This is a genomic window from Pseudomonas sp. PB101 (assembly GCF_009764265.1).
Classification (GTDB): Bacteria; Pseudomonadota; Gammaproteobacteria; order Pseudomonadales; family Pseudomonadaceae; genus Aquipseudomonas.
Map to the genome: position 1 here is coordinate 24,233 of NZ_RWIR01000058.1, position 26,837 is coordinate 51,069.

The window sequence follows — 26,837 nt, forward strand, 5'->3', positions numbered from 1 at the left end:
TCGCGGGCATGCCCGCTCCTACAAGGGCAGGTGGTGAACACATATTTTGTGGGCACCCTAGACTCCTGTGGGAGCGGGCATGCCCGCGATGGCGTCAGCGTTATCACCGTGAATCCGACGGCGGACTACTTACTTCGGCCCGAGAATCTTCGCCAACTTGTCCGGCGACGGCGCGCCCTGCTGTTGTTGCAGTTCCCCCTTGTCGTCCATGTAGAAAATCGCCGGTGTCGCCTGCAACTCCAGCTCTTCCATCAATTGCATGTTGGCCGCCAGTTTTGCCTGAACGGCTGGCGGCACTTCCTTCAAGGCCTTGAGCGAACTGCCCTTGCCGGCGGCTTCGTGGTCTTGCAGGGCTTTTTCCGGGTCTTTGGCGGCGAGCAGTGCGGCGGATTTCCCCGGGCTGTCTTCGCGGATGATGCCCACCATGATGTGGCGCAACTGCACCTTGCCGGCCTTGACCCAGGGCCGCGCCTGTTCCCAGAACATGTTGCAGTACGGGCAATTCGGGTCGCTGAAGAGGTACACCACGCGCGGTGCATCCTTTTTACCGTCGCCGATCCAGTTGCTGGTTTCGAACTTGGCCCAGACTTCCTTGGCCATCGGCGCATACACCAGTTTCTGCAACGGCGCGCTGCTCAGATCATTGCCCTCGGCGTCGTACAGGTTGCCCAGCAACACGTGTTTGCCGTCAGGTGTCAGGTACAGCGCCATACCGCGGCCCTGATACTGCGCGGCATAACCGCGCAAACCGTCGGGGGCATCGAACTGGCCGACGATTTTCGCGCCCTTGGCCTCGATTTTCTTGACGGCATCGGGCAGCTCTTCGGCCTGCACCGATGGCAGGTGCAACAGGACGGCACCGAGGCTCAGGGTCAGCAGGTGGCGGAGGCGGGGCATGGCAGTTTCCTTGAAGAAGTGGCGGGTACGGTGTCGAAATTTTCCAGCGCGCGGGCCAGGCTGGCGTCCGACAACTCACCCAGATGGCTGCCCAGCAGGCGACCTTCGGGGTTGTAGAACAGCGTAGTCGGCAATGCCATGGAACCGACGGCCTGGCCCAGTCGTCCGCCGCCGTCGAACAGCACGTTGGACAAACTCAGGCCCTGGGTTTCCAGAAAGGTCGCCACGCTCTGCATGCTTTCCGCCTGATTGACGAACAGGAACGTCAGGTCCGGCCGCTGTTGCTGGGCGTTTTCCAGCACCGGCATTTCCCGGCGGCACGGCGGGCACCAGGTGGCCCAGAGATTGATCACCAACGGGCCGCCCTTGTAGTCGGCCAACTGCACGGTTTCGCCGGCGGCATTGCGCAGGGTGATTTCCGGCAGGCGTGTGCCTTGTTCATAGATCGACAGGGAGAACGTTGCCAATAACCAGAACGCCAGGCCGCTGGCCGCGCCAAAGCCCAATGGACGGCGCAAACCCGGGCGACGCCAGCCTCGATACAGCGTGGCAAGCACAACGACAATCACCCCGGGCCAGGCGAGGAAGCCGCCATCGCGCAGGTCGATGACCTGCCACGGATCGTTGCGGTAGTGCGTCCAATACACCACCACGAAACTGATCCGGGCCGCGAGCATGCCCAGCAGAAACAGGCTGAACAGCGCCGACTCGGGGTTTTCGCCGCCACGCTTGGCGACCCGCCAGCCGACAAAAGTGGCCAGCGCCAGCGCACTGATCAGCAGCAGGTGATTGAGCGCGATGGCAAAGGTGCCGAGGGTGAAGGTCAGCATTAACGGGCGTCTCGGGTGGTGGTCCAGCGTTGCAGGAAAGTCTCCGCATCGACCTCGCCGGTGATGCGCCGGCTACGCCGCTCTTCACCGTCAGCGCCAATCCACAGCAGGCTCGGTGGCCCCGGCACTTTGTAACGGCCGAGCAGCTCGCGGCTGGCGGCATTGTCGGCGGTGACGTCCAGGCGGAGCAAGCGCACATCGCTGAGGGCTTGCATGACGTTGGTTTTGCCGAACACCTGTTTTTCCATGACCTTGCACGACACGCACCAGTCGGCGTAGTAGTCCAGCAGCACCCACTGGCCCCGAGCCTGTGCCGCGTCGAGTTCACGTTGCAAGGCTTGCGGGTCCTTGATGGTGGTGAAGGCATCGTGGCCAACCGGCACGGCGGCCACCGCCTGGTTCGAGGCACGGAAGACCTGCAACGGTTTGAACGGGTCGTCACTGCCACCGGCCGCCCCGATCACCAGCAGGCTGCCCCACAAACCGAGCAGCAACGAGCTGGCGCCAAACAGGTGCGCGATACGGCCGAAACCTTCCGACTGCTTCCAGGCGCTGTAGGCCGTGATCAACAGCAGGGCACCGCACAGGCCGATCCACAGGGATTCGTCCAGCACCGGGCGCAACATCAGCAGCGCGGTGGCGAGGAACAGGAAACCGAAGATGCCTTTGACCAGGTTCATCCAGGCGCCGGGCTTGGGCATGAAGCGATTGCCGACGGTTACCAGCAACAGCAGCGGAACGCCGATACCGATGCCCATGACAAACAGGATCAATCCGCCATGCAGCGCGTTACCGCTTTGCGCGATGTAGAGCAGGGCGCCGGCCAGCGGTGCGGTCATGCAGGGACCGACCAGCAGGCCGGACAGGGCTCCCAGCACTCCGGCGCCGATCAGGCTGCCGCCGCGCTGATTGCGCGAAACGTTTTCCAGTCGATCACGCACGGCCACCGGCAGTTGCAGTTCGAAGAAACCGAACATCGGCAGTGCCAGCAACACGAATATCGCCGCGAAACTGCCCAGCAGCCAGGGGTTCTGCATCCAGGCTTGCAGGTTCGCACCGAGGGAGGCGGCCACAACCCCCATCGCCGCATACACCAGCGCCATGCTGACCACGTAACTGCTGGCCAGGGCGAAACCGCGTTTGGGCGTGGCGCCGCTACCGACGATCAACCCGGCCAGAATCGGCAGCATCGGCAATGAACACGGGGTGAAGGCCAGCAGAAGGCCAAGGCCGAAGAACAACAAAAGGCTCCAGCCCAGTGCCCGTTGTTGCAGGCTGCTGGCCAGCGCCTGGTCTGGTGCTTCATTGGCCGCGCTCTGCGCATTGACGTTACCCAGGTCCACGACTTGGGTTTGCGGCGGATAACACAAACCGGCATCGGCACAACCCTGGTAACTGACCTTGACCTGGCCGCTGGCACCGGCCGGTATCTTCAGTTCCAGACCCTGGCGGTAGACTTGCTGCTCGCCGAAAAACTCGTCGCTGTGGGCTTCGCCCTCCGGTAGCACGGGTTTGTGCTGTTCCGGCAGGCCATCGAATTTCAGGCGCTTCTGATACAGGTAATAGCCGTCGGCAATCTGCCAGAACAGCTGGGTTTCACCGGATTCCAGGCGTTCGGAAGTAAAAATGAAGGCGTTGCCGACCGGAAGAAAGTCAGGTTTGGTTTCGAACGGATTGGTACTGGCCTGGGCCAGGCCCGAGATCAATAGAGCAAAGAGGAAAAACAATCGACGCATGGGTAAGCCTTGTCCCTGTGCAAGTGAGAAGCACAATGGATGGCGGCGATTAACCGATGATTAACCACCGCTTACCTGCGGTGGCGTGGCCGGGCTCAGTCGCGAAGCAGACCGGGCCAGGTCTGTTCATCGACTTTCTCGGGGCCGTGCACGAGTTCGCCATTAGGAATGGTATAGGTCATGAACTCATTATTGGTCAGGAAGATATGGAAATGACTCTGTGCCAGAGTTCGGTCATTTTGTACGCCGGTGAGAATCCGATCCTTGTACGGTGCCAAGCCAGGCCAGGTCTGTTCATCGATGGGCTGAAGGAGCACATCCGACCTATAAATATCAAACCAGAAACACTGCCCGTCGCTCATAAGGAATCGAAAGGGTGACGGTTTGCCTATCCAGTTTGCACCGCCGGTTTCCCACCATGTGCCCGCCACAATTTTATCAAAGTACGGAAGAATAGGGCGCCAATGAGTAGTTGCCACGGGTCGACGGCGAGTTACCTTGTCATCATCTTGGTCGTACCAGCAGCACATGGGTGTTTTGCCTTCGTAATAGAAGAGCAGAAGATAATCCCGGTCAAAAGCTTCCTGCCCATCGAACTTGTAAAGATTGGTGGTTGAGAACCCGAATCGCAGGTTTTTGACCTCCGAGTGAAAGCTGTCCCAATTATCTGGCGTGACTGATGCTGGGTATCCGTCAGGAACGCTGTTGTCTCCAATATCGAAGCGGGTGTAGGTTTCGGTGTCTGTGAAAAAGAAGTAATAACGATCTTTTCCGGATCGCCAATCGACGGCGACCATGTTTTTTAATGTACGCATGTTCTGATTCCTTTCAGTTTATCGATGTTATTCAGCGGTAGGTTTGGATCTATATTCAGTCTGGCGATAGTGTGAGGGGGGCGCCAGTTGTATGACTTTATGCAGTTTTTAAAGATCTATTCAGTGAGCTTTGTTTCGTTGTTTAAATTGCCTGGTTAAATGTTAGTTGTTTCAGGCTTGTTCAAAGGGCAGGTGGTAGCTGATACAACGGCTCGGGGCGGTCCTGGCGCTTCTCCTCATTCAAATGGCTTGTCATAATTGAGCCTTAATCCTCACCTGCTTGACTCACGTTTTTAATCAGGGATCTGCCATGCACGTACTGGTTTGTGAAGACGATGAGCTGATCGCCAGCGGCATTGTCGCCGGTCTGACCGCCCAGGGCCTGACCGTGGAGCACGTCGCCACCGCGTCCGCCGCCCGGGCGATGCTGAAGGTCGCGGAGTTCGATGTCATGGTGCTCGACCTCGGCCTGCCGGACGAAGACGGTCTCAAGCTGCTCCAGCAATTGCGTCATCAAGGCCTGGAACTGCCGGTCCTGATCCTCACCGCGCGTGATTCGGTCACCGACCGTGTCGATGGCCTGCAGGCCGGCGCCGATGATTACCTGCTCAAACCGTTCGACCTGCGTGAGCTTGCTGCGCGCTTGCACACGCTGTTGCGGCGGGTGGCGGGGCGCAGCGTCAACCTGATCGAACACGGCGCCCTGACCTACGACCCGAGCAGCCGCGAAACCACACTTGCAGGCCAGCCGGTGGACCTCTCGCGTCGCGAGCAGTCGCTGCTGCAGGCCTTGTTGCATAACCGTGGCCGGGTGCTGTCCACCGAGCAATTGAAGGACAGCGTCTACGGTTTCAACGACGAACTGGAGAGCAACGCCCTCAACGTCCATATCCATCACCTGCGGCGCAAGCTCGGCAACGGCATTGTCGAGACCGTGCGCGGCCTGGGCTATCGCCTGGGGCCGGCTGATGGCGGAGAAGAATCGAAGTGATGAGTCTGCGTTTGCGCCTGAGCCTGACGCTCGGTGCCGCGTTTGCGCTGATCTGGGCCCTGGCCGCGGCCTGGATGCTCAGCGATCTGCGCAATCAGATGATGTTTTCCCTCGACCAGCGCCTGGTGGCGTCGGCGCGCATGGTCGCCGGCCTGATGGAGCAACTGCCGCCTGTGCCGAGCAAGGGCGAGGGCACCCACTTCAGCGCCGAACAACTGAACATTCCGGGAGGCATGGCCTGTCAGGTCAGCTCGCTGCGCGGTGAAATCCTTGCCCGCAGCCATACCGATCCGCAGCAGACCCTGGAGGCCGAGAAACTGGGCTTTCACGATCAGATGATCGACGGCGCGCCCTGGCGCAGTTTCACCCTGGCCCGGGGCGATCTGCGCATCACCACCGCCGACCGGCAGATCGAACGCGAGGCGTTGAACATGTCGATCCTGCTGGCCGCCTCGGTACCGGTGGGCGTGGCGCTGCTTGGTTGCCTGTGCCTGCTCTGGCTGGGCATCGGCCAGGGGCTGGCGCCGCTCAACCGCATGCGTGACGCCTTGATGCGCCGCAGTGCCGACTCCCTCGAGCCGTTGCAGATCCAGCCGTTGCCCAGCGAGTTGCAACCCTTGCTGGAAACCCAGAACCAGTTGCTGCAGCGCATCGGCAAGACCATCGAACGCGAGCGCCGCCTGACCGGGGACGCGGCCCATGAGCTGCGCAGCCCGCTGACCGCCATCAAGACCCACCTGCAAGTGGCGCGCATGACCGACGGCAACGCCCGGGACCAGTCCCTGGCGCGCGCCGAAGAAGGGGCGGACCGCATGCACCGCACCCTCGAGCAATTGCTGCTGCTGGCGCGAGTCGAGGGCAGCCTGTCGTTTGACGACGGTGTGCAGTGCAACGCCGAGCAAGTGGCGAAACTGGCGATCCAGGACTCGGCGAGCGGTGATCGCCAGCGCATCAGGTTCCAGGCGCCGGGCAAGGTCTCCGCGGCACCTGTACAAATGCCCGCCGTGCTGTCGATTGCCGCGCTGCGCAACCTGCTCGACAACGCACTGCGCCATACCCCCGCCGACAAGGCCGTGGAGTTGAGCCTGGAAACCACCGGCAATCGAGTGCAGTTCGTGGTGCGCGACCATGGGCCGGGGATTGCCGAAGAGGATTTGCAACACTTGACCCAGCGCTTCTGGCGCAACGGCCAGAGCACCGGTTGTGGCCTGGGGCTGGCGATTGTCCAGGCCATCGTCCAGCGTTGCGGCTGCACGTTGCAATTCGATAGCCGACCGGATGGCCTGCGGGTCGAGCTGACGATGCCACTGCAACCGGTCTGAAAACACCACATGCCACTGTAGGCGCGAGCTCTGCTCGCGATGGTCGAAAACGAAAACGCGTGCTTTCTGAATGCACGCGGTGTTCTTGAGTCCATCGCGAGCAGAGGTTTGCGTGTTACCGCCTAAATCCCTCAAGCGCTGATGCGTTTCCAGAACAGGAAAACTTCATTGAGGGTTAGAGAGATGTCAGTCGCTACCAGCCTTATCGAAGAGCAGCCGGCGACGTCCGCCGAGACGCTTTATCAGTTCAACGAATCGCCATTGCTCGCCCGTCAGAGTCAGCAGGAATCCAACGCCCGCAGCTATCCGCGACGCATTCCCCTGGCGCTCAAGCGCGCCAAGGGCATCCATGTCGAAGACGTCGAAGGCCGCACGTTCATCGACTGCCTGGCCGGTGCCGGGACGCTGGCCCTGGGGCACAACCACCCGGTGGTGATCCAAGCCATCCAACAAGTGCTGTCCGATGAACTGCCGCTGCACACCCTGGACCTGACCACGCCGGTCAAGGACCAGTTCGTTCAGGATCTGTTCGGTCTGCTGCCGCCTGCGCTGGCCGCTGAAGCGAAGATCCAGTTCTGCGGCCCCACCGGCACCGACGCCGTGGAAGCTGCCCTGAAACTGGTGCGTACCGCCACCGGCCGCAGCACCGTGATCTCGTTCCAGGGCGGTTATCACGGCATGAGCCAGGGCGCGTTGAGCCTGATGGGCAGCCTTGGGCCGAAAAAACCTTTGGGCGCCTTGCTTGGCAGCGGCGTGCAGTTCATGCCATATCCATACGATTACCGCTGCCCGTTCGGGCTCGGCGGTGCGCAAGGGGTGAACGCCAACCTGAGTTATCTGGAAAACCTGCTCAACGATCCCGAGGCTGGTGTGCAACTACCGGCGGCGGTGATTGTGGAAGTGGTGCAGGGCGAGGGCGGGGTGATCCCGGCGGATCTGGACTGGCTGCGCGGTGTGCGGCGGATCACCGAAAAGGCGGGTGTCGCGCTGATCGTCGATGAGATCCAGAGTGGATTCGCCCGCACCGGCAAGATGTTCGCCTTCGAGCACGCCGGGATCATTCCCGATGTCGTGGTGATGTCCAAGGCCATCGGCGGTAGCCTGCCGCTGGCGGTGGTGGTCTACCGCGACTGGCTCGACACCTGGCTGCCGGGTGCCCATGCGGGGACGTTCCGTGGCAACCAGATGGCCATGGCCGCCGGTTCCGCGGTGATGCGTTATCTGGTCGAACACAAGGTCTGCGAGCATGCCGCCGCGATGGGCGAGCGCCTGGCCGAGCACCTGCGCATCCTGCAGCGGGACTTCCCGCAACTGGGCGATATTCGTGGGCGTGGCTTGATGCTCGGTGTCGAACTGGTCGATCCGACGGGTGCGCTGGATGCCCAGGGTCATCCACCGGCCTTCGCCCGCCTGGCACCGCTGGTGCAGCGTGAATGCCTCAAGCGCGGCTTGATCCTGGAGCTCGGTGGCCGTCATGGCGCGGTGGTGCGCTTCCTGCCGCCGCTGGTGATCAGTGCTGCGGAAATCGATCAGGTGACCGGGATTTTCGGCCGGGCCCTGGCTGCGGCCACCCGCGACCTATAAATTTTTCGCTGCGCGCAACGTTCCTTCTACATAACGGCTGCGCACACGGCGTAGCCCGCCCAACATCGATGGAGAGACAGCATGACTTCAGTATTCGACCGCGAGGACATCCTCTTTCAGGTCGTGGTCAACCATGAAGAGCAATACTCGATCTGGCCCGACTACAAGGCCGTGCCGCAAGGCTGGCGCACCGTGGGCAAAAGCGGCCTGAAAAAGGAATGCCTGGCTTATATCGAAGAGACCTGGACCGACATGCGCCCGTTGAGCCTGCGCCAGAAGATGGACGAGGCGGCTGTGGCACACTGATTCGTCACACATGAAAAAGCCCGCTGGACTGGTGACAGTCAGCGGGCTTTTTCATGTCGTGTGCAACACGGGGTTACGCGCCACTCAGCCCCTTGATGACCAGATCCACATTCCCCTCCAGCTCCGCCACCGGATCTTCGGCATCGGTACTCAGCACCACCAAGCGGCTACCCGCTCCGGCAATCACCGCTTTCACAACATCCGACGGCTGCCGGTGATGCAATACCACCGCCACGTCGTTGTCCTTGAGCGTTGTACCCAGTTGCTTGAGCGCATCGGCGCTCCACTCGGCATCGGGACGTGCATCCTGACCGATCAATTCCAGGTTGAGACCACCGATCAGGTAGCCGAAATGATCGCTCAGGCTCATCACACTGAGGTTGTCCGCATCGGCCAGTCGCGCCTCGCTGGCGGCGCTGAGCTTGAGCAAGCGCTGTTTCAGCGTGGCCAGGTTGGCGTCGATGGTCGGCTTGGCCTCGGGAGCCAGTCGCACCAGGTCCGCCGCCATCACATCGGCCATGCGTCCCATGTTGTTGCTGGAGAGCCAGGGCTGGCTGTTCAGTCCGTCGACCTTGTTGTCGGGCTGTACCGCAATGCCGGGCAGGGCACCATCCACCGGGCGGGCGGCATCGACTTCGACGATGCGGATATTGCTGCGTCGGGAGATCGGGTACAGCGGGTCATCCGGCCACAGTGAGCGCAGGCCGATCACCGCGTCGGCATCGTTCGCCAGACCGGCCAGCGCCGGGGCGCCACGTCCGGTGAAGTAGGCGGTCTGGCGACTGCCGGGCAGATTGGCCGGCGCGGCGCGTTCAAGGCTGACATCGGTGCCTTTGAGCAGTACCTCACCCAGGCCATAAGTAATCGGCAAGGAGGCCAGCACGCGCAGCGGTTTGCCGCTGCCGGCGGCGAAGGTCGTGGTGGCCAGCCCGCACAGGGCCACGGCGAGGGTCAGTTGGCGCAGAGAAAAAATCATTTATCCAAGGTTCCCTTTCAGGCTGGGGACAATGCCGCGCGCGAGGGCGGCCAGGGCGAAGGCGATGCCGGCCACGAGGATGATCGCGGCGCCGGACGGAATCGGCAGGTCGAAGACAATCGGCGCGAGAATCCCGCACAGCGTGCTGACGGTGGCGATCAACACCGAACACCAGAAAAAGCCCTTCAGCGATTGGCTGAGCAAACGTGCCGCCGCCGCCGGAATCACCAGCAGCGCGCCGACCAGAATCGCGCCGATGACTTTCACCGCGGCAACGGTGATCAGCGTCACCAGAATCACGAACAGATAATCCAGGGTCTTCACCGCCACCCCGCGCACAGCCGCCAGTTGCGGATTGAAACTGGCGAGCATGATGCGGTTGTACAACGGCAAGGCCAGGGCCATGACCAGCGAACCGACGATGGCCAACACCAGCAGGTCATTGCCGTTCACCGTCAACACCGAGCCGAACAGCACGTTTTCCAGAATGTGCACGTTGATCTTGCCCGCCAGAATCAACAGCAGGCTCGCGCCCAGTGCGAGCGACACCGAGAGGAACACGCCGATCAAGGTGTCCGGTGCCAGGCCGGTACGGTTGCGCAGGTAGTTGAGCAAGATGCCGAACAGCAGGCAGTAACCGAACAGGCTGCCGTAGGGGCCGGTGTAGGGTTCGCCGAGCAAAATGCCGACGGCCACGCCGGTGAGCGCGGCGTGACCGACCGCCTCGGAGAAAAACGCGAAGCGCTTGACCACCACCAATGTCCCCAGGCCGCCCAGCACCGGGCCGATCAGCAGGCCGGCGAGCAGGGCATTGACCACAAACCCATAGGCCAGCGCCTCGGGCAGATAACCCGACGATGCCCAACCCTGGACCATCAGGCGAAAAGCTTCGTAACTCATCAGGCATGGCTCCGTGGGTGGGTCGAGAACAGCGTCAACAGACGCTCTGGTGTCAGCGCCTGTCGCGGCGTGGCATCGAACAGCACGCGGCGATTGAGCCCGGTGACGTGATCAGCCAGGCGCCCGACCGCTTCCAGGTCGTGCTCGATCCACAGCACGGTGATGCCCGCCGCTCGCCAGTCGCCGAGCAAGCGTTCGAACACTTGAATGCCGGCCTCATCGAGGGCCGACATCGGCTCGTCGAGCACCAGCAATTGCGGAGGCGGAATCAACCCCTGGGCCAGCAACACCCGTTGGCGCTCACCGCCAGACAGTGCGCCCATGCGGCGCTTGCGTTTGTCCTGCATGCCGACCCGTTCAAGGGCCTCGCCAATCGCCGCCGCGAAATGTTTGCTCAAGCCGAGAAAGGCCGGGCGACGCTGGCACATGGCGGCCATGAAATCGTCGACGGTCATCGGCAAGCCCCGGTCGAATTCCAGTGCCTGTGGCACGTAGCCAATGGTGCCGGGCTCGCCCGGCCATTGCAGGCTCAAGCGGCCCTGATGCGGCATCTGCCCGAGCAGGGTCTTGATCAGTGAACTCTTGCCGCCGCCATTGGGGCCGACCAGTGCGTGCACGCTGCCGGGGCGGACCTGAAAGGTCACGTTGTCGAGGATTGTCGTGCGCCCGAGGGTCAGGCTGATGTCGGCAAAATCCAGCGTCGGCCCGGAACCCTGCAGGAGCGAGCCTGCTCGCGATTGCGCTGTGCCATTCAATGATGATGTTGCCTGAGCTGGCGCCTTCGCGAGCAAGCTCGCTCCCACAGGTAGCTCGATTTCTTTCGAGGTCATGCGCCAGACTCCTGAATCGCCCGCACCACGGTGTTGAGGTTGCCGGTCATTTCCTTTTCGTACTTGTCGGCGGTGTATTCGCCGTAGGAGATGTGCGACAGCGGATACAGCTTCACCCCGGACTCACGCTGGATGGTGTCGACGTAGGTGGAGGGAAAGTCCATCTCCGAGAAGATCACTTTCACGTCCAGTTCACGCAGTTGATCGATGGTTTTTTTCAGCTGGCTCGGGCTCGGCTCGATGCCATGGGCCGGCTCGACCACTGCAGTCACTTCCAGGCCGAATTCGCGCAGCAGGTAGTCGTACGCCGCGTGCACCGTGGCCACCCGCAGCTCGGCGTTCGGCGCCTGGGTCAGTTTGGCCAGGGCGTCGGCGCGCATCTTGCGCAGGCGCTTGCCGTAGGCGCGGGCGTTCTCGGTGTAGGCCTTGGCATTGGCCGGGTCGAGTTTGCCCAGCTCCCGGGCAATGTTGTTGACCTGGGCGATCGATGCGCTGATCGACAGGAAGGTGTGCGGGTTCACCACTTTGCCGGCACCACGTGCGGCCACGCCGGTGGCCGCCAGCAGCGGCACGTTTTCGTTGGCTTCGATCACCGGCACGTTCGGGGTTTCGCTGGCGGCGATCATGCGGTCGGCGAAATCGTCATGGCCCACGCCGTTGAGCACGACCACGTCCAGCCCGCTGATGCGCTTGATGTCTTCGGCGCGGGGTTCGTAGGCATGCGGGTTGAAGCCGGCCGGAATCAGCGGTACCACTTCGGCCTTGTCGCCGACGATGTTCGCCACGTAGCTGTAATAAGGATGCAGGGTGATGCCGATGCGCAGGCGTTTGGCTGCGTCGTCGGCACTGGCGAGGGATGGCAGCAGGCAGGCCAGCAGGCCGACCAGCAGCAAGCGCAAGGTGGAACGTTGAGATGGAATGGGCATGGGAAAGCGGTCTTCTCTCGGATGGGGGCGAGGATTCAGTGCCGGTGCTGGCGAGTCACGCCGGCATCGTATTGCGCGACGATCTGTTGCCAGCCCGAGCTTTCGAGCGCGGTATCGCTGAGATCGGCCGGAGCCGTGAGCGTGCTGGCGCGATTGAGCCAGATGTCAGGAGCGTCATCGGTGGCAGTCAGGCGCATCAGGAATGAGCCGGCGACCGTCGGTACCTGGCTCAGGCCGAAGTAGGCCTTGGCGTTGAGCAATTGCCAGGCATGGCCGCCACGGCTGACGGAGCTGGCGTCCTGGGCAAACGGGGCAAAACCCTCGTCGGCGAGGACCTCGGGAGTCGGCAGGGTCTGCTGTTCCTGGCGCAGCAAATGAATTTCGTCCAGCGTCACCCGCAAATCGGCGTAGATGCCTTGCTCGGAAGCACTGAGGTCGCGGCGCGCATCCAGTTGGTGGCTGTTGACGCTGCTGACCTCATGGGACTCACCGCGCCAGAGCACCACCGAGCCTGCGACCGCAAGGATCAGCAGGCACAGAAGCAGGACGTAGAGGGTTTCGTGGCCGGCACCGGCCGGGCGTACGACTTGGGTCGTTGGCGTGCTCATGGTGCCTCGATGTCCGCTTGGTCGATTTCCACCACGTGGCCAGGGCCTGCGTCGAACAGCACGTAGAACTCGGCACCCGGTTTCTTGAAGGTCAGGGTCGAATCGGCGCCGAGTTTGCCCGGCACCAGAATGGTTTCGTCGTAGCCGATCACATCGAGGGTCACGCCCGGCGCGCCGCTGCCGTCGGAAAAACCGCCGGTGCATTTGATCTGCTCGGCGTCGATGGCCTTGCATTCGCACATCGGGTTGTGGGCCAGCGCGCTGGCGCTGAAGCCGGCGCAGAGCAGCAGCAACACGGCATTGAGTGGACGAAGCGGGTTGATCATGGTTTGCCTCCTTGTTTGTTCAGCCAGGCGATGGTGGAGGGGGAGGCCTGGCTCAAAGGAATGGATGCCTGATGCATGGAGCCGTCCCAGCCTTCCATGGTGATCCACAGCTCGGCGTTGGCCGTGGTCTTTTCCGGGACGGGCAGCGAAGCGCCCATGCGGTACGGCGTGCCGAAGAAAATCACTCCGGCGGCGCGCAGGCTGCGGGGTTTGCCGATGCGCAGGTAAGTGGCCTTGACCTGTCCGATGCAGGCCTCGCACAGCGCCGCGTTGAAACCCTTCATGTAGCCGGCCGGGCCATCGAGCGTGGGCGCGGCGTTGCGCAGCTCCGCCAGACGCAGGCTCCAGGGGCCGACCTGGACTTCACCGACTTCGCGTTCGCCCAGGCCACTGTCGCCACGCATCAGCGCTTCGTCGGCGAAGTACTTGGGCATGAAACCGAGTGGAATCAGGAGCAACAGGACATTCAGGTGAAAGCGCCATTTGTGCCAGAACACGCTCAGGCGCGAAGGTTGTGAGGCCGCAATGACTTTGCTCACAGGTTGACCTCCGATGGTTCATTGTTCGTGGCCGGTTGCGCAGGGGTAATACGGGGTTTTTTGTTGCTGCGCTTGAAGGCATTGGCCGTGGCCAGGGCCGTGCGCTTGGTCCAGATCAACAAACCGCTGAGCACCATCATGCTCAGCAACAGGCCGAAGAACGCCCAGATGAGCTTGATCCACAGGCCACCGAAATCCCCGGTGTGCAGCGGGCGCATGGACTCGGTGACGAACTCCAGGGTCGAACGGTCCGAAATCAGGCGCGTGGCGGCGACTTCGCCGTTATACGGGTTGATGGTCGCGGTCTGGAACATCAGCGGATACCAGCCGCGTCCACCGACATCCAGATGGCTGTAGGCATTGCCCGGCAGGCTGACGAAACTGGCCTCCAGTCCGGAAATCTTCTGCGAGGCAATGGCAATCGCGCGGTCAAGGTCGATGCGCGGCGCAGGCGAACCATCGGACGACAGCGGTACCGCTTCGCGGGACATCGCCGGGATGATCTTTTCCGTGGAAATGGAAATATGGTTGTCGAACAGCAGTGCCTGGATCAGGAACCAGGTGCCGGTGACAGAAATCACCGCGATGAACCAGATCGACCAGATGCCGCTCAAGCGGTGGAAGTCGCCCCAGAAAATCCGCGCGCCGTGGCGAATGCGCAGGGTCGGGCGGAAAAAGCCTTTCCAGAAACGTTTGTAGACAACCAGTCCGGTAACGAGCGAAGCCAGCAGCGGCAAGCCAAGAAACGACACCAGGTACCAGCCCCAGCTATAGCCATTGGTGAACGGCACCAGCCACCAACCGTGCAGGGCGCGGGTGAACGCGCGGAAGTTGAACTCCGGCGCGACACCCTGGATCACGCCACTGTACGGATTGACGTAAATCACCACCGAGCGCCCGTCGGGATAGCTGACTTCGACATCCAGCGCGAAGTGCGACTCGTCGGGCCGACTGATGCTCTGCACCACGGTCTGCGGCTCGGCCTTGTTGATGGCCTCGATGACCTGCTGATAACTGAGCAGCGGTGCATCGTCCACGGGCTGGCTGGCGCGCATGGGCGGGTTGGCCAGCCAGACGATTTCCTGGCTGATCACCGCCAGGGTGCCGGTCACGCAGACGATCAGCACGAAAAACCAGATTGGCAGCGCCAGCCAGCTATGGACCAGGAACCAGATTTTTGAACGGGACTTCTTCGACATATTGGAGGTCTTGCCTGGATGAGAGGCAGCTCGTCTGCGGGCTTCGCAGGGGGGAGCGCCCTGAACGTCCAGTCGTGGCTTTTGCCTACGCGACAGGACTGCATCTATGTAAGACGGATGAGCAAAGGAAATCCCGAACGGGGAAATGAAAGAAAATGTTTCGCATTGCCGCAAACCTGGAGTTGGCTTGCTGGCAAAGTGCCTGGAGGGGCCGCGCAGTGATTGCGAGCGAGGCACAGAGGAGGGGAGAGAAACAACGAGAGAACCAACCCGCGCGCGGTGAACCCGGCGCGGGGGGGACGTATCAGCGCAGAAAGTCGAGCGCCTCGGCGAGCAGCAGTTCTGGCGCCTCCTCGGCAATGTAATGGCCGGTCGGCAACGCTTTGCCACGCACGTCGCACGCCACTTGTTGCCATTCCTTGAGTGGTTCGAAGCAGCGCCCGACCGTACCTTCGGCGCCCCACAACACCAACAGGGGCAGCTTCAGATGATGACCGGCCTCGATATCGGCGCGGTCGTGGTCCAGGTCGATGCTGGCGCTGGCGCGATAGTCTTCGCAGATGCCGCGTGCGGCGCCCGGTTGTTTCAGGCCGCGCAGGTATTCGCCGAAGGCTTCGTCAGTGAAGGGCTTGAGCCCGGCGCTGCGGCTGCCCATGACGCTGCGCAGATAGGCCTGCGGGTCGGCCTCGATCAGGGTTTCCGGTAGCGGTGCCGGACGGATCAGGAAGAACCAGTGCCAATAGGCACGCGCAAAGGCTTCGTTGGTTTGCGTATACATCGACAGGGTCGGGGCGATATCGAGCAAGACCATGCGCTGCACGCTCTCGGGATGATCGAGTGCCAGTCGATGAGCCACCCGCGCGCCACGGTCGTGGGCCAGCACGGAAAACCGCTCGAAGCCCAGGGATCGCATCAACTCGACGGCGTCCCGGGCCATTTCCCGTTTTGAATAGTGGGCATGCTGTTCATCGGCCGGCGGCTTGCCGCTATCGCCATAACCGCGCAGGTCGGCGGCCACCACGGTGAAGTGTGCAGCCAGTTGCTCGGCGACCTTGTGCCAGATGACGTGAGTCTGTGGATGACCGTGCAGCAACAGCAGGGCAGGCCCGTTACCGCCGATCCGATAGGCGATGTCTACAGCGTTGACGTGGCGCTGGTCTTTGCGGAATCCGGCAAACATGGGTGGCTCCCTGTAATGGTTGCCGCCATCCTGAAATCCCCGGCGGCCGAGAGCAAGGTACAAACCGTGGTGTGTTTATTCATGAACCGTGTGTAACGGGCAGCCAGTACGCCACTGTGGAGCGAGCCTGTTCGCGAAGAGGCCCGCTCCAACGCTGAAGATTTCACCCCTGGGCAAACATCTCCCTGGCCCGTTGCTCGATCTGCTCCTGGGTCAGGTCTTCCTTGCGCGTGGCCAGGAACCACAGGTGGCCGTAGGGATCCTTCAAGGTGCCCGAGCGGTCACCGTAGAACTGATCCTTGACCTCCGACACAACCGTTGCACCGGCATCGATGGCCTGTTTGTAGGACTTGTCGACATCCTCCACGTACAAATGCAGACCCACGGACGGCGAATTGTCCGGATTGCTCAACGGTCCCTGATCGCAGGGCGTGCCCAACATGATCGGGCAATCGCCGATGCGCAGTTCGGCGTGACCGATGCCACCGTCGGGCATGGCCAGGCGCATGACCTCAGTGGCGCCGAAGGCTTTTTTGTAGAAGTCGATGGCTTCGGCAGCTTTGTGGATGCCCAGATAGGGAGTGATGCTGTGATACCCCTCTGGAATGGGTTTGACGCTCATGATGGATCTCCCTGTTTTTATTGTGTGAATGGAAACGGCCCGTGCCGTTGTACGACTGGATAAATATAGGCCAGCCGCTTTGCGCTTACCGAGCGGCCGACGAGCAGCAGCGCAATACAAGTGCCATCAACTCGGCTCCAGCCAACGCGTTCCCATCGCCTCGACAATGATCGCCATTTCCTGATAGCCACTATTGAAAGCGTTGATTTCTGCTGCCCGGGAGGCGCGGGTAGCCTGTGTTCATTGCCTCGAACCCAGTCGCCAGGACGCCAGATATGAAACCCATGATCGCTACGATGCTGATGCTCGCCGTCTCCCTGCTCTCCGGATGCGCCAGCCATGTTTCCCCCGAACTACGCCCTTACACGGCTGAAGAAAGCAAGGAACTGGCGCTGGAAGCGCTGAACCGTCGCGGGTTGTCCTTCGAGGAATACCACGCGAAAAAAGCCGAACTGCTCGGCGAGCCGCGCAAGTCGTTCGGCTTCGATAATCAGGGTGAAATGAGCGTCGGGCGATCTGTACAGCTGCACGGTCGTCCAAGCTGAGGCAAAACTGTACTGCTGCAAGTTTCGCGTAACTGTCCATGGGTTTCGCCCGGGGTGTGCGATAGGGTCAACACCTGACCGACCCTCACGGACTGCGCCCACCATGACACTCTCACTCGACCTGCTGCTGGGCTTCGCCCTGTTCGCCCTCGTCACCTCGATCACACCCGGTCCGAACAACACCATGTTGCTGGCATCCGGGGTGAACTTCGGCTTCAATCGCACGATTCCGCACATGCTCGGCATCACCTGTGGTTTTTTTGTACTGGTGGTGGCGGTCGGCTTTGGCCTTGGCGCGGTATTCCAGACGTACCCTTTGCTCTACACCGTGCTGCGTTATGTGGGGGCGGCGTATTTGCTGTATCTGGCGTGGAAAATCGCCCATTCCGGCCCCATGTCGGAGAGTCAGCAAAGCGAGGCGAAACCGATCAGTTATCTGGGCGCCGCCGCGTTCCAGTGGGTCAATCCCAAGGCCTGGATCATGGCCATTGGCGCCATCAGCACCTACACGCCGATGCAGGGTTACTTCACCAATGTGATCGTGATCGCGGCGGTTTTTGCCATCATCAACCTGCCGAGCGTCGGTGTCTGGGCCGCTTGCGGCACGCTGTTGCGCAGCGTTCTGAAGGATCGCCGCTGGCTGCGCCTGTTCAATTGGGGCATGGCCGCGCTGCTCGTGGTCTCGCTGTATCCGCTGTTGCTCGAAAGCTTTGGCTGACGCATTGCTTCAACCGGTTGCCCGATGCCTGTTAAGCTGACTTTTCAGGAGCGTTCCTACGCACTTTTAAATGAAGTAGTTCTTCTTTAACGGCATCCGATCAGGTATTGGTACGTTCTGAAAACAGCGCGCAGCTCACAAGGCTGCGCTTTGCCGTTTGCAGTCACGAGCTTCCTGATCCCGGAACACGCTCTGCGAGTCTTTTATGAATAAACGTCCGTTGTATTTCGATTACGCCGCCACCACGCCGGTGGATGAGCGGGTCATCAAAGTGATGGTCGAGTGTCTGGGCTTTACCGGCAATTTCGGCAACCCGGCCTCCAGCTCCCATATCTTCGGCCAGCAGGCCCGGCTATCGGTGGAACAGGCGCGACGCCAGGTCGCCGAACTGGTCGGTGCGATGCCCGAGCAGATTGTCTGGACCTCAGGCGCCACCGAATCCAACAACCTCGCGCTCAAGGGCGTGGCCCAGGCCCGCGGTACCGGCGGCGGCCATATCATCACCAGCCAGATCGAACACAAAGCCATTCTCGATACCGCCAGGCAATTGCAGGATGCCGGTGTGGCCGTGACGTATCTGGTGCCGGACGCCGAGGGCCTGATCACTGCGCAGGCAGTCAGCGAAGCCATGCGCGAGGACACCTTCCTGGTGTCGCTGATGCTGGTCAACAACGAACTGGGTACCCTCAACGACATACCCGCCATTGGCCAGGTGGTGCGTGAGCGCGGGGCATTGTTCCATGTCGACGCCGCACAGGGTGCGGGCAAAGTGGCGATCGACCTCGCGCAGTGGCCGGTGGACCTGATGTCGTTTTCCGCGCACAAACTGTACGGCCCCAAGGGTATCGGTGCGTTGTATGTCGGGCCGCGTGCACAGCAGCGATTGCAGGCGCAGATCCATGGCGGCGGGCATGAGGGCGGTTTGCGCTCCGGCACCCTGGCGACCCATCAGATCGTGGCCATGGGTTCGGCATTCGCACTGGCGGCAGCGTCCTTCGATGAAGAGAAAGCCACCATCGTGCATTTGCGTGAGCGCTTGCTCGAGCAATTGCAGAGCATTCCCGGTGTGCGTCTCAACGGCAGCCCGACCCGGCGCATCCCCCATACCCTGAGCCTGACCTTCAGTGAAGGCGAGTTCAACCCGGCGGCGTTACTGGCCTCGATCGCGTTTTCCGCGACCTCGGCCTGCAATTCCGCGAGCAACGCCCCATCCCATGTGCTGCTGGCCCTGGGGCATGATGCCCGTTCGGCCAGCCGCACCATTCGCTTGAGCCTCGGGCGCTTCACCACCGAGCAGGATATCGACCAGGCGGTTCAACTGATCAAGGCAGCCTGCGCCAGTGCCCCGGCATTCTGGCAATAGGGCGAGGAAGCGCCGACATTGATCGGCGCTCAACAATAATGACCAAGTGGTTAGCAGGAGACACGATGAATACGCAGTTTTCGATCAATGGATCGGTGCCCCAGCGCCTGGCGCAAACCCGCGAACTGATGAGCCGGGAGGGCATTCACGCCTTGCTGGTGCCGTCGGCCGACCCGCACCTGTCCGAATACCTGCCGGGTTACTGGCAGGGGCGCCAGTGGTTGTCGGGTTTCCATGGGTCGGTCGGTACCCTGATCGTGACTGCGGATTTTGCCGGCGTCTGGGCCGACAGCCGTTATTGGGAGCAGGCGACCAAGGAACTCAAGGGCAGCGGCATTGACCTGGTCAAGCTGCAACCCGGTCAACCCGGGCCACTGGAATGGCTAGCTGAGCAAACTCCCGAGGGTGGCGTTGTGGCAGTCGATGGCGCGGTCATGGCCGTGGCTTCGGCACGGACCCTGGGCAGCAAACTTGAAGAGCGTGGCGCCCGTCTGCGCACCGACATCGACCTGTTGAGCGGTGTCTGGAGCGACCGCCCAGGTCTGCCGAACGAACCGATCTATCAACACCTGCCACCGCAAGCGACGGTCAGTCGTGGCGAAAAACTCGCCCAACTGCGTGACACCCTCAAGGCGCGCGGTGCCGACTGGCATTTCATCGCCACACTGGATGACATCGCCTGGCTGTTCAACCTGCGCGGCGGCGACGTGTCGTTCAACCCGGTATTCGTTTCCTTTGCCCTGATCAATCAGCAACAGGCCACGCTGTTCGTGGCCTTGAGCAAGGTCAGCGCCGAGTTGCGTGCAGTCCTCGAACAGGACGGCGTGACCTTGCGCGATTACAGCGAAGTCGCTGCCGCATTGCGTGCCGTGCCGAGTGGCGCGAGCCTGCAAGTCGACCCGGCGCGGGTCACCGCGGGGTTGCTGGACAACCTCGACAGCGGGGTGAAACTGATCGAAGGCCTGAACCCGACGACCCTGGCCAAATCGCAAAAAAGCCTGGCCGATGCCGAACACATCCGCCAGGCCATGGAACAGGACGGTGCGGCGCTGTGCGAATTCTTCGCCTGGCTGGACTCGGCGCTGGGCCGCGAGCGCATCACCGAACTGACCATCGACGAAAAACTCACCGCGGCCCGTGAGCGCCGCCCGGATTATGTGTCGCTGAGCTTCAATACCATCGCCGCGTACAACGCCAATGGCGCGATGCCGCACTACCACGCCACTGAAGAGGAACACGCGGTCATCGAAGGGGACGGTCTGCTGTTGATCGACTCCGGTGGCCAGTACCTGGGCGGCACCACCGACATCACGCGGATGGTGGCAGTGGGCACGCCGACCGAAGAGCAGAAACGCGATTGCACCCGCGTGCTCAAGGGCGTGATTGCCTTGTCCCGCGCGCAGTTCCCCAAAGGCATTCTGTCGCCGCTGCTCGACGCCATCGCCCGCGCGCCCATCTGGGCGGAAAGTGTCGACTATGGTCACGGCACCGGTCATGGCGTCGGTTACTTCCTCAACGTCCACGAAGGTCCGCAAGTCATCGCCTATCAGGCCGCACCTGCACCGCAAACCGCGATGCAAACGGGCATGATCACGTCCATCGAGCCGGGCACCTACCGTCCGGGGCGTTGGGGTGTGCGCATCGAAAACCTGGCGATGAACCGTGAGGCAGGCAAAAGCGAATTCGGCGAGTTTTTGCAGTTCGAAACGCTGACCCTGTGCCCGATCGACACGCGTTGCCTGGAAACATCGCTGCTGACCATAGAGGAAAAACAGTGGTTCAACGCCTACCACGCCGAAGTGCGCGAACGCCTGAGCCCATTGGTCGAGGGCGCCGCACTGGAGTGGCTCAATACCCGCACCGCAGCTATTTGACCGGCTGCAACTCAGGCGCGTTATCCAGCGCCTGAGCCATAAAGTCGACAAAGGCTTTGACCCTGGCGGATTGGCGACGATTCGCCGGGGATACGGCATGGATCGGCAGCGACAGCGTGTTGTAGTCCTGCAGAATCGCGACCACCCGGCCAGCAATCAGGTCTTCGCTGAACAACCACACCGGTGACAGCGCAATTCCCAATCCCCCCAGCACCAGTTCGCGGATCGCCTCGGAATTGTTGCTCTGTGCATTGCCCTTGATCCGCACCTCGTGACGTTCCGCGTCTTTTGTGTAAGCCCACAGGTTCTGACTGCTCAGCAGGTTGAACATCAGGCAGTTGTGCCTGCCCAGTTCCTCTGGCGTTTGCGGCTGGCCGTTTTGCCTGAGGTAGTCAGGTGAGGCGACGGTCACCCGATGGGTGGTGCCGACAAGGCGAGCGATCAGGCCGCTGTCGTTCAGGGTGCCGATGCGGAAGGTGACGTCCATCCCTTCGCTGACCAGGTCCTGGTTCTGATCACTCAATTGCAAATCTATCTGTACGTCGGGGTAGTGTTTGAGAAAGTCCGGCAACCGCGGGGCGATCTGCAGGCGGCCGAAACTGACCGACGAACCGATTTTCAGCGCCCCGGCAACCCTTTCCCGACCGGACTGGAAGCTATGTTCTGCGGCATCCACGGCGGCCAGGATCGTCCGGCATTCGTTGTAATAGCGCTGACCTTCGTCTGTCAGGGATAACTTGCGGGTACTGCGGGCAATCAGCTTTCCGCCCAGTTGGCTTTCCAGCGCCTGCAGCACTTTGCTGATGGTCGGCTGGCTGGTCTGCAGCTCCCGGGCAACGGCGGAGAAACTGCCTCGTTCGACCACCCTCACGAAAATCGCCATTGCGTTGAGTTTGTCCACGGGATTCCTCATTGATGCCAAACAGGCATGATCACTATAGCGATATGGCGTCTTATCGGCAGGAGTTGAACGAATCAGGATGGGTCCCACATCCACTTCTGACGGGACATGGCGAAATGACTGACTCACTGAATATGCGCGCTCTGATGGTCGACTCTGCCAATGCGCCATTGCGTTTGGTATCCATTGCACGTCCGGAGCCCCAGGCCGGGCAGATATTAGTCAGGATCAAGGCCAGCGGCGTGAATCCGCTGGATGGAAAAATCCGCTGCGGGCAGGCGGCCCATGCTGCTCAACCATTGCCGGCGATAGTGGGAATGGATCTGGCCGGGACCGTAGAGGCGCTGGGGGAGGGCGTCAGTGGCTGGCTGCCGGGGGATGAGGTGTACGCCATGGCCACCGGCATTGGCGGTATTCAAGGTTCATTGGCCGAATATGCGGCGGTCGATGCGCGACTGTTGGCTCGCAAACCGCACAACCTGAGCATGCGCGAGGCTGCCGGATTGCCGCTGGTGCTGATTACGGCGTGGGAAGGCCTGGTGGACCGGGCTCGCGTTCGAGCCGGGCAGAAGGTATTGATTCATGGCGGTGCCGGTGGCGTCGGCCATGTCGCCGTGCAAATCGCCAGCGCTTTTGGCGCCGAGGTTTTTGCCACGGGCTCGGCCGGGCAACAAGCGATCATCGAAGGGTTCGGCGCGACGTTCATCGATTACCGCAAGTCTTCGGTTGAGGACTATGTGGCTGAGCATACGGGCGGTGAGGGCTTCGACATTGTCTATGACACAGTGGGGGGCGAAACCCTGGATGCCTCATTCAAGGCGGTACGGATGTATCACGGGCATGTGCTCAGTTGCCTTGGATGGGGGCAGCACAGTCTGGCACCGCTTTCCTTTCGCGGGGCGACTTACTCCGGGGTCTTCACTTTGCTGCCGTTGCTGACGGGGCAGGGGCGCGAGCATCACGGCGAGATTCTGCGCGATGCGGCGCGGTTGATCGAAGCGGGCAAGCTCGCGCCATTGCTTGACCCGCACTCGTTCACGCTGGAGTCCGCAGAGGCCGCCCATCAACTGCTCTTGTCGGGAGCGGCAAAGGGGCGGTTGGTGGTCGAGATCTAACTCAAGGCTTCGAGTACGAAGTCCAGTCGGTCCTGGCCGAAATACAGCCGGTTATCGACAAACATGCTCGGGGCTCCGAATACGCCTCGCTGTACGGCTTTTTCGGTGTTGTCCTTGAGCAGGGCTTTGACTTCTTCATCGGCAGTCAGGGCCAGTACCTCTTGTGGATCGAAACCGTTTTCGCTGAGCACTGCGGCGACGGTCGCCGGTTCGTCCAGGCTGCGACCGTCGACCCAAAGGGCCTTGAACAGGCAGTCGATGAAGGCGGCAAAGCGTTCAGGGTGGCGTAACTGCATGCCTGTCACGGCGCGCATCAGCATCAATGTGTTGATCGGGAAGTGCGGATTGAATTTCAGGGGCACGCCGTAGCGTTTGGCGTAGCGGTCCAGGTCCTGAAACATGTAGCGGCCCTTGGCCGGGACCGTCGCCGGAGAGGCATTGCCGGTGGCTTTGAACACTCCGCCCAGCAAGAGCGGTATGTAGATCAACTGGGTGTCAGTCTGTGCGCAGATCTTTGGCAGCTGGGTATAGGCCAGATAGGTGGCGGGGCTGCCGAGGTCGAAGTAGAACTCCACGGTTTTGCTCATGTTCAAGGCGCTCGTCTTATTGTTGTCTGAGGGTAATTACCAGCGTTCGCTCCAGGGGCGAAGGTCCAGCTCGAAGGTCCAGGCGTCGCGGGGCTGGCTGTGCAGGTACCAGTAGTTTTCGGCGATATGCTCGGGATTGAGGATGCCATCCTGTTCCTTGGTGGCGTATTTTTCGGGGAAGCTTTCGCGGATGAAGTCGGTATCGATCGCGCCGTCGACGACGACATGGGCAACGTGAATGTTCATCGGGCCAAGCTCTCGAGCCATGCTTTGCGCCAGCGCGCGAATGCCGTGCTTGGCACCGGCAAATGCAGCGAAGCCGGCAGCGCCACGCATGCCGGCGGTGGCGCCGGTGAACAGGATCGTGCCGCGCTGGCGCTTAGCCATGCGTTTGGCCACTTCACGCCCGTTGAGAAAACCCGAAAAACAGGCCATTTCCCAGATCTTGAAATACTTGCGGGCGGTTTCTTCGAGAATGCTGCACGGCACGTTGGCGCCGATGTTGAAGACAAAGGCTTCGATGGGGCCGATCTGGCTTTCGATTTGCTCGACCAGCGCGATCACGTCTTCCTCCTTGCGTGCATCGCAGGCAAAACCGTGGGCCTCGCCACCATCGGCCTTGATGGCATCCACCAATGGCTGGAGTTTGTCCGCGCTTCGGCGGGTGACGCAGGCGACAAAACCTTCCTGGGCAAAACGCTTGGCAATGGCGCCGCCCGTGGCATCCCCTGCACCGACGACCAGTACGACCTTCTTGTTATTCATGGGTAGATCCCTTTTTGGTAAACGATCGTTAACTAAACGAACGTTATGCTACGATTGAACAGGCGTCAAGGTGATCAACTACGGGAGAAGGACAATGCGTTACTCGGCCAGTCACAAGCTGGAAACCAGGCAGAAGCTGCTGGAAAGCAGTGCGTTGTCGGCCAAGAAGTCCGGATTTTCAACGGTGGGGGTGGACGGCCTGATGAAAGCGATTGGCTTGAGTGGCGGGGCCTTCTATAGCCACTTTTCGTCCAAGGACGAGTTGTTCGCCATCATTGTCGAGCGTGAGCTGGGACAAAGCCTGGCGCGGCTGGGGGTAGGACAGGACCGGGACAAGCTTGAGCGCTGCCTGAAACTGTACCTGAGCATGTCTCACGTCGAGAGTCCGGAAACCGGTTGTGCGCTACCGGCATTGGGAGCGGAAATCGCCCGTTCCGACCTGGCGGTTCGGCAACAGGCAGAGCACTGGATTTGTCGGCTTCAGGAAAGTTGGGCGGGTGTCCTGCAAAGCGACAGCCTGGCGTGGGCAATCCTGTCGCAATGCATTGGCGCGCTGGTCGTTGCGCGCATGCTGGCTAGCCCGGATATCCAGCGCACAGTGCTGAAGTCCAGCTACGACGAAATCGGCCGTCAGATCGCAAGCCCGAGAACCTGACTCGACGGCCCCTGCCTATTTGCAGATGACAATCATGCTGCGGCTGGTATAGCCGGCAGGATTGAGACCAAACGGATAATCACCGGGCTCTTCCACGGAGTCGCCCGACTTGGCGATGACCTTGTACCCCTTGGGCGCACAGGAGTTGGCGGCGCTGGCGTAGCACTTGTCCCAGGACGAAGACAGCCCCGAACAGTTGATATGTAACCCTTTCTTGCCGTGCTTGGTCTGTGTGTTGGAAGTCGCTGCGCAGCCCGCAATTGCAAGTACGGCGATCAGTATCAAAATTCGTTTCATTACTGTCCTTATAGCGTCCCCGGGTCTTGTGCCCGAGTCTGACTGCATTCGCTTTCGCTTGAAGCGTACCGATATCCCTATCTGAAATTGTCCATGGCATGACTCTGGAGTGCGGGGCTAAACATGGCCTAATTGAGCGGCAAATACCAGACCCGCGTCATATCTGCTATCAATCTGCCGCTACAGCGGGCCTGGCGGCAGCGCCCATGGTCATGGTTGCACCGACAGAAGCCAGAATGATGCACATGATTGCCATCCACTGCGACAGCGAGAGGTATTCATGCAGGAACAGCAAGCCCGATAGCGCACCGATCGCCGGTTCGATGCTCATCAGCGTGCCGAAGGTTCTGGCAGGCATGCGGGTCAGGGCGACCATCTCCAGGGTGTAGGGGAGGGCGGTGGACAGGACGGCGACGCCCAGGGCAATTGGGATCAGGGAAGGGGTCAGCAGAGCGGAGCCGGCATGGACGATACCGATCGGGGCTACGAAGAGCGCGGCGATCATGACTCCCAGTGCGGCGGTTTGCACGCCATTGTCGGCCCCGGCCTTTTGCCCGAACAGAATGTACAGAGCCCAGCAGACCCCGGCGCCCAAGGCATAACCGGCACCTACCAGATCGATTCCTGCGCTGGCTTCTCCAGTCGGTATCAATAACAGCAGGCCGACGGCAGCCAGGGCGATCCACAAAAAATCGATAGCGCGGCGCGAGGCATAGATCGCCACGGCCAATGGGCCGGTGAACTCGAGGGCCACCGCGATGCCCAGCGGAACGGTTTGCAGTGACATATAGAAGAGGAAGTTCATGCCGCCCAGCGCCATGCCGTAGACGATGACGGTGCGCAGGGACCTTGCGGTGAGTTTTGCCCGCCATGGACGCAGGATCAGCATCATGATCACGCTGGCGAAAATCAGGCGTAGTGTCGTCGTTCCCTGAGGGCCGACAACGGAGAACATGCTTTTGGCCAGGGAGGCACCGGACTGGATCGAGGCCATGGCGATGAGCAGCAGCCCAACCGAGAACAGGGTAGAAGCCAGGCTGCGAGGCTGATCATTCATTACGTGGCATCGTCCGAAAAATAGGAATCAAGGGTGTTTCTATGTGTGTTGGGCAATATACTGCGCATTCACTGCGGGCGCGTCTATATATAAGCAGTGTTTTTGCACATATCTTTGGAAAACCGGAATCAGTGCTTGACGGCAGATTCTGGAGGCCTATAATTCGCCCCACTTCCGGCGCAGTCGAAACGGAAAACTCCTTGGTAAACAATGAGTTACGCAGTTTTCGATAGCAGGTGCTTCAGTTCATCGAAGCCAAAAGGAAGTTGAAAAAGAGGTGTTGACAGCAGCGTGTAACGCTGTAGAATTCGCCTCCCGCTGATGAGAGATCTGAAGCGCAAGTGGTTGAAGTTGTTAAGGATTCCTTGAAAAC

At 61.2% G+C, this 26,837-nt stretch carries 29 protein-coding genes; 10 read left to right on the forward strand and 19 right to left on the reverse strand.

The genetic code is table 11. The annotated features are described in order from the left end of the window. Nucleotides 1-129 precede the first annotated feature (129 nt). From dsbG to EI969_RS17880, 4 genes are all read right to left on the reverse strand, one after another. A complete protein-coding gene (gene dsbG, locus EI969_RS17865) occupies nt 130-897 on the reverse strand; it encodes a thiol:disulfide interchange protein DsbG (RefSeq protein ID WP_160388956.1) in 768 nt (255 codons plus the stop codon). Continuing rightward, nucleotides 873-1,727, reverse strand: coding sequence for a TlpA disulfide reductase family protein (locus EI969_RS17870; RefSeq protein WP_160388957.1), 855 nt, complete (start codon nt 1,725-1,727; stop codon nt 873-875). Before EI969_RS17870 ends, dsbG begins: the two co-directional genes overlap by 25 nt. After that, entirely contained in the window at nt 1,727-3,463 is a 1,737-nt protein-coding gene (gene dsbD / locus EI969_RS17875; RefSeq protein WP_160388958.1) for a protein-disulfide reductase DsbD, read from the reverse strand. Before dsbD ends, EI969_RS17870 begins: the two co-directional genes overlap by 1 nt. A 95-nt stretch (nt 3,464-3,558) precedes the next feature. After that, complete coding sequence (locus tag EI969_RS17880) at nt 3,559-4,278, reverse strand: hypothetical protein (protein ID WP_160388959.1); 720 nt, start codon at nt 4,276-4,278, stop codon at nt 3,559-3,561. Nucleotides 4,279-4,588: 310 nt separating this feature from the next. Here EI969_RS17880 and EI969_RS17885 point away from each other — a divergent pair, with 310 nt between their 5' ends. The 4 genes from EI969_RS17885 (at nt 4,589) to EI969_RS17900 (ending at nt 8,481) form a co-directional block, all read left to right on the forward strand. Then, on the forward strand, nt 4,589-5,269 hold the full coding sequence (locus EI969_RS17885; RefSeq protein WP_008020398.1) for a response regulator: 681 nt from the start codon (nt 4,589-4,591) through the stop codon (nt 5,267-5,269). Then, nucleotides 5,266-6,591: an ATP-binding protein gene (locus tag EI969_RS17890; RefSeq protein WP_160388960.1), complete on the forward strand. Its 1,326-nt coding sequence runs from the start codon at nt 5,266-5,268 to the stop codon at nt 6,589-6,591. Before EI969_RS17885 ends, EI969_RS17890 begins: the two co-directional genes overlap by 4 nt. 183 nt (nt 6,592-6,774) lie before the next feature. Next, a complete protein-coding gene (locus tag EI969_RS17895) occupies nt 6,775-8,175 on the forward strand; it encodes an aspartate aminotransferase family protein (RefSeq protein ID WP_160388961.1) in 1,401 nt (466 codons plus the stop codon). Between the two features lie 81 nt (nt 8,176-8,256). Continuing rightward, a complete protein-coding gene (locus EI969_RS17900; RefSeq protein ID WP_150718166.1) occupies nt 8,257-8,481 on the forward strand; it encodes an MbtH family protein in 225 nt (74 codons plus the stop codon). A 73-nt stretch (nt 8,482-8,554) separates the two neighbouring features. On the opposite strand, the gene EI969_RS17905 is transcribed toward EI969_RS17900, so the two are convergent. From EI969_RS17905 to EI969_RS17950, 10 genes are all read right to left on the reverse strand, one after another. Beyond that, on the reverse strand, nt 8,555-9,457 hold the full coding sequence (locus tag EI969_RS17905; RefSeq protein WP_160388962.1) for a metal ABC transporter solute-binding protein, Zn/Mn family: 903 nt from the start codon (nt 9,455-9,457) through the stop codon (nt 8,555-8,557). Then, nucleotides 9,458-10,357 carry a metal ABC transporter permease gene (locus EI969_RS17910; protein ID WP_160388963.1) on the reverse strand — a complete coding sequence of 300 codons (900 nt, stop codon included), beginning with the start codon at nt 10,355-10,357 and terminating at the stop codon, nt 9,458-9,460. Next, nucleotides 10,357-11,187: a metal ABC transporter ATP-binding protein gene (locus EI969_RS17915; RefSeq protein WP_256678331.1), complete on the reverse strand. Its 831-nt coding sequence runs from the start codon at nt 11,185-11,187 to the stop codon at nt 10,357-10,359. The genes EI969_RS17910 and EI969_RS17915 overlap by 1 nt, the downstream gene beginning before the upstream one ends. Further along, nucleotides 11,184-12,113: a metal ABC transporter substrate-binding protein gene (locus tag EI969_RS17920; protein WP_160388964.1), complete on the reverse strand. Its 930-nt coding sequence runs from the start codon at nt 12,111-12,113 to the stop codon at nt 11,184-11,186. The genes EI969_RS17915 and EI969_RS17920 overlap by 4 nt, the downstream gene beginning before the upstream one ends. 35 nt (nt 12,114-12,148) lie before the next feature. Beyond that, the gene (locus tag EI969_RS17925; RefSeq protein WP_160388965.1) at nt 12,149-12,721 is read right to left on the reverse strand and encodes a DUF6162 family protein; all 573 of its coding nucleotides are present in this window, start codon (nt 12,719-12,721) and stop codon (nt 12,149-12,151) included. After that, a complete protein-coding gene (locus EI969_RS17930; protein WP_160388966.1) occupies nt 12,718-13,047 on the reverse strand; it encodes a hypothetical protein in 330 nt (109 codons plus the stop codon). Before EI969_RS17930 ends, EI969_RS17925 begins: the two co-directional genes overlap by 4 nt. Continuing rightward, complete coding sequence (locus EI969_RS17935) at nt 13,044-13,586, reverse strand: thiamine pyrophosphate-binding protein (protein ID WP_160388967.1); 543 nt, start codon at nt 13,584-13,586, stop codon at nt 13,044-13,046. The genes EI969_RS17930 and EI969_RS17935 overlap by 4 nt, the downstream gene beginning before the upstream one ends. Continuing rightward, complete coding sequence (locus EI969_RS17940) at nt 13,583-14,785, reverse strand: PepSY domain-containing protein (protein ID WP_160388968.1); 1,203 nt, start codon at nt 14,783-14,785, stop codon at nt 13,583-13,585. The genes EI969_RS17935 and EI969_RS17940 overlap by 4 nt, the downstream gene beginning before the upstream one ends. A gap of 304 nt (nt 14,786-15,089) precedes the next feature. Continuing rightward, nucleotides 15,090-15,965, reverse strand: coding sequence for an alpha/beta fold hydrolase (locus tag EI969_RS17945; RefSeq protein WP_160388969.1), 876 nt, complete (start codon nt 15,963-15,965; stop codon nt 15,090-15,092). Between the two features lie 163 nt (nt 15,966-16,128). Continuing rightward, complete coding sequence (locus tag EI969_RS17950) at nt 16,129-16,587, reverse strand: VOC family protein (RefSeq protein ID WP_160388970.1); 459 nt, start codon at nt 16,585-16,587, stop codon at nt 16,129-16,131. A 275-nt stretch (nt 16,588-16,862) separates the two neighbouring features. Here EI969_RS17950 and EI969_RS17955 point away from each other — a divergent pair, with 275 nt between their 5' ends. From EI969_RS17955 to EI969_RS17970, 4 genes are all read left to right on the forward strand, one after another. Then, on the forward strand, nt 16,863-17,132 hold the full coding sequence (locus tag EI969_RS17955; protein WP_160388971.1) for a hypothetical protein: 270 nt from the start codon (nt 16,863-16,865) through the stop codon (nt 17,130-17,132). Nucleotides 17,133-17,235: 103 nt separating this feature from the next. Beyond that, complete coding sequence (locus EI969_RS17960) at nt 17,236-17,850, forward strand: LysE family translocator (RefSeq protein ID WP_160388972.1); 615 nt, start codon at nt 17,236-17,238, stop codon at nt 17,848-17,850. A gap of 205 nt (nt 17,851-18,055) precedes the next feature. Then, entirely contained in the window at nt 18,056-19,213 is a 1,158-nt protein-coding gene (locus tag EI969_RS17965) for a cysteine desulfurase family protein (protein WP_160388973.1), read from the forward strand. A gap of 65 nt (nt 19,214-19,278) precedes the next feature. Continuing rightward, entirely contained in the window at nt 19,279-21,087 is a 1,809-nt protein-coding gene (locus EI969_RS17970; protein WP_160388974.1) for an aminopeptidase P family protein, read from the forward strand. Here the strand turns inward: EI969_RS17970 and EI969_RS17975 are convergent. After that, the gene (locus EI969_RS17975; RefSeq protein WP_178120722.1) at nt 21,080-22,000 is read right to left on the reverse strand and encodes a LysR family transcriptional regulator; all 921 of its coding nucleotides are present in this window, start codon (nt 21,998-22,000) and stop codon (nt 21,080-21,082) included. The two genes, EI969_RS17970 and EI969_RS17975, sit on opposite strands and share 8 nt — an antisense overlap. Nucleotides 22,001-22,104: 104 nt before the next feature. Between EI969_RS17975 and EI969_RS17980 the strand changes: the two genes are divergently transcribed. After that, the gene (locus EI969_RS17980; protein ID WP_160388976.1) at nt 22,105-23,103 is read left to right on the forward strand and encodes a zinc-dependent alcohol dehydrogenase family protein; all 999 of its coding nucleotides are present in this window, start codon (nt 22,105-22,107) and stop codon (nt 23,101-23,103) included. Here EI969_RS17980 and EI969_RS17985 read toward each other — a convergent pair. Continuing rightward, nucleotides 23,100-23,690, reverse strand: coding sequence for a 2-hydroxychromene-2-carboxylate isomerase (locus EI969_RS17985; RefSeq protein ID WP_160388977.1), 591 nt, complete (start codon nt 23,688-23,690; stop codon nt 23,100-23,102). The genes EI969_RS17980 and EI969_RS17985 overlap by 4 nt on opposite strands. A 36-nt stretch (nt 23,691-23,726) precedes the next feature. Further along, a complete protein-coding gene (locus tag EI969_RS17990; protein WP_160388978.1) occupies nt 23,727-24,455 on the reverse strand; it encodes an SDR family oxidoreductase in 729 nt (242 codons plus the stop codon). 94 nt (nt 24,456-24,549) lie between these two features. Between EI969_RS17990 and EI969_RS17995 the strand changes: the two genes are divergently transcribed. Next, nucleotides 24,550-25,110 carry a TetR/AcrR family transcriptional regulator gene (locus tag EI969_RS17995; RefSeq protein ID WP_160388979.1) on the forward strand — a complete coding sequence of 187 codons (561 nt, stop codon included), beginning with the start codon at nt 24,550-24,552 and terminating at the stop codon, nt 25,108-25,110. Nucleotides 25,111-25,125: 15 nt separating this feature from the next. Here EI969_RS17995 and EI969_RS18000 read toward each other — a convergent pair whose 3' ends face one another. Next, complete coding sequence (locus tag EI969_RS18000; RefSeq protein ID WP_160388980.1) at nt 25,126-25,407, reverse strand: hypothetical protein; 282 nt, start codon at nt 25,405-25,407, stop codon at nt 25,126-25,128. A gap of 169 nt (nt 25,408-25,576) precedes the next feature. After that, nucleotides 25,577-26,464 (reverse strand): threonine/homoserine exporter RhtA, encoded by an 888-nt coding sequence (rhtA, locus tag EI969_RS18005; protein WP_160388981.1) that lies wholly within the window; start codon nt 26,462-26,464, stop codon nt 25,577-25,579. Nucleotides 26,465-26,837 lie beyond the last annotated feature (373 nt).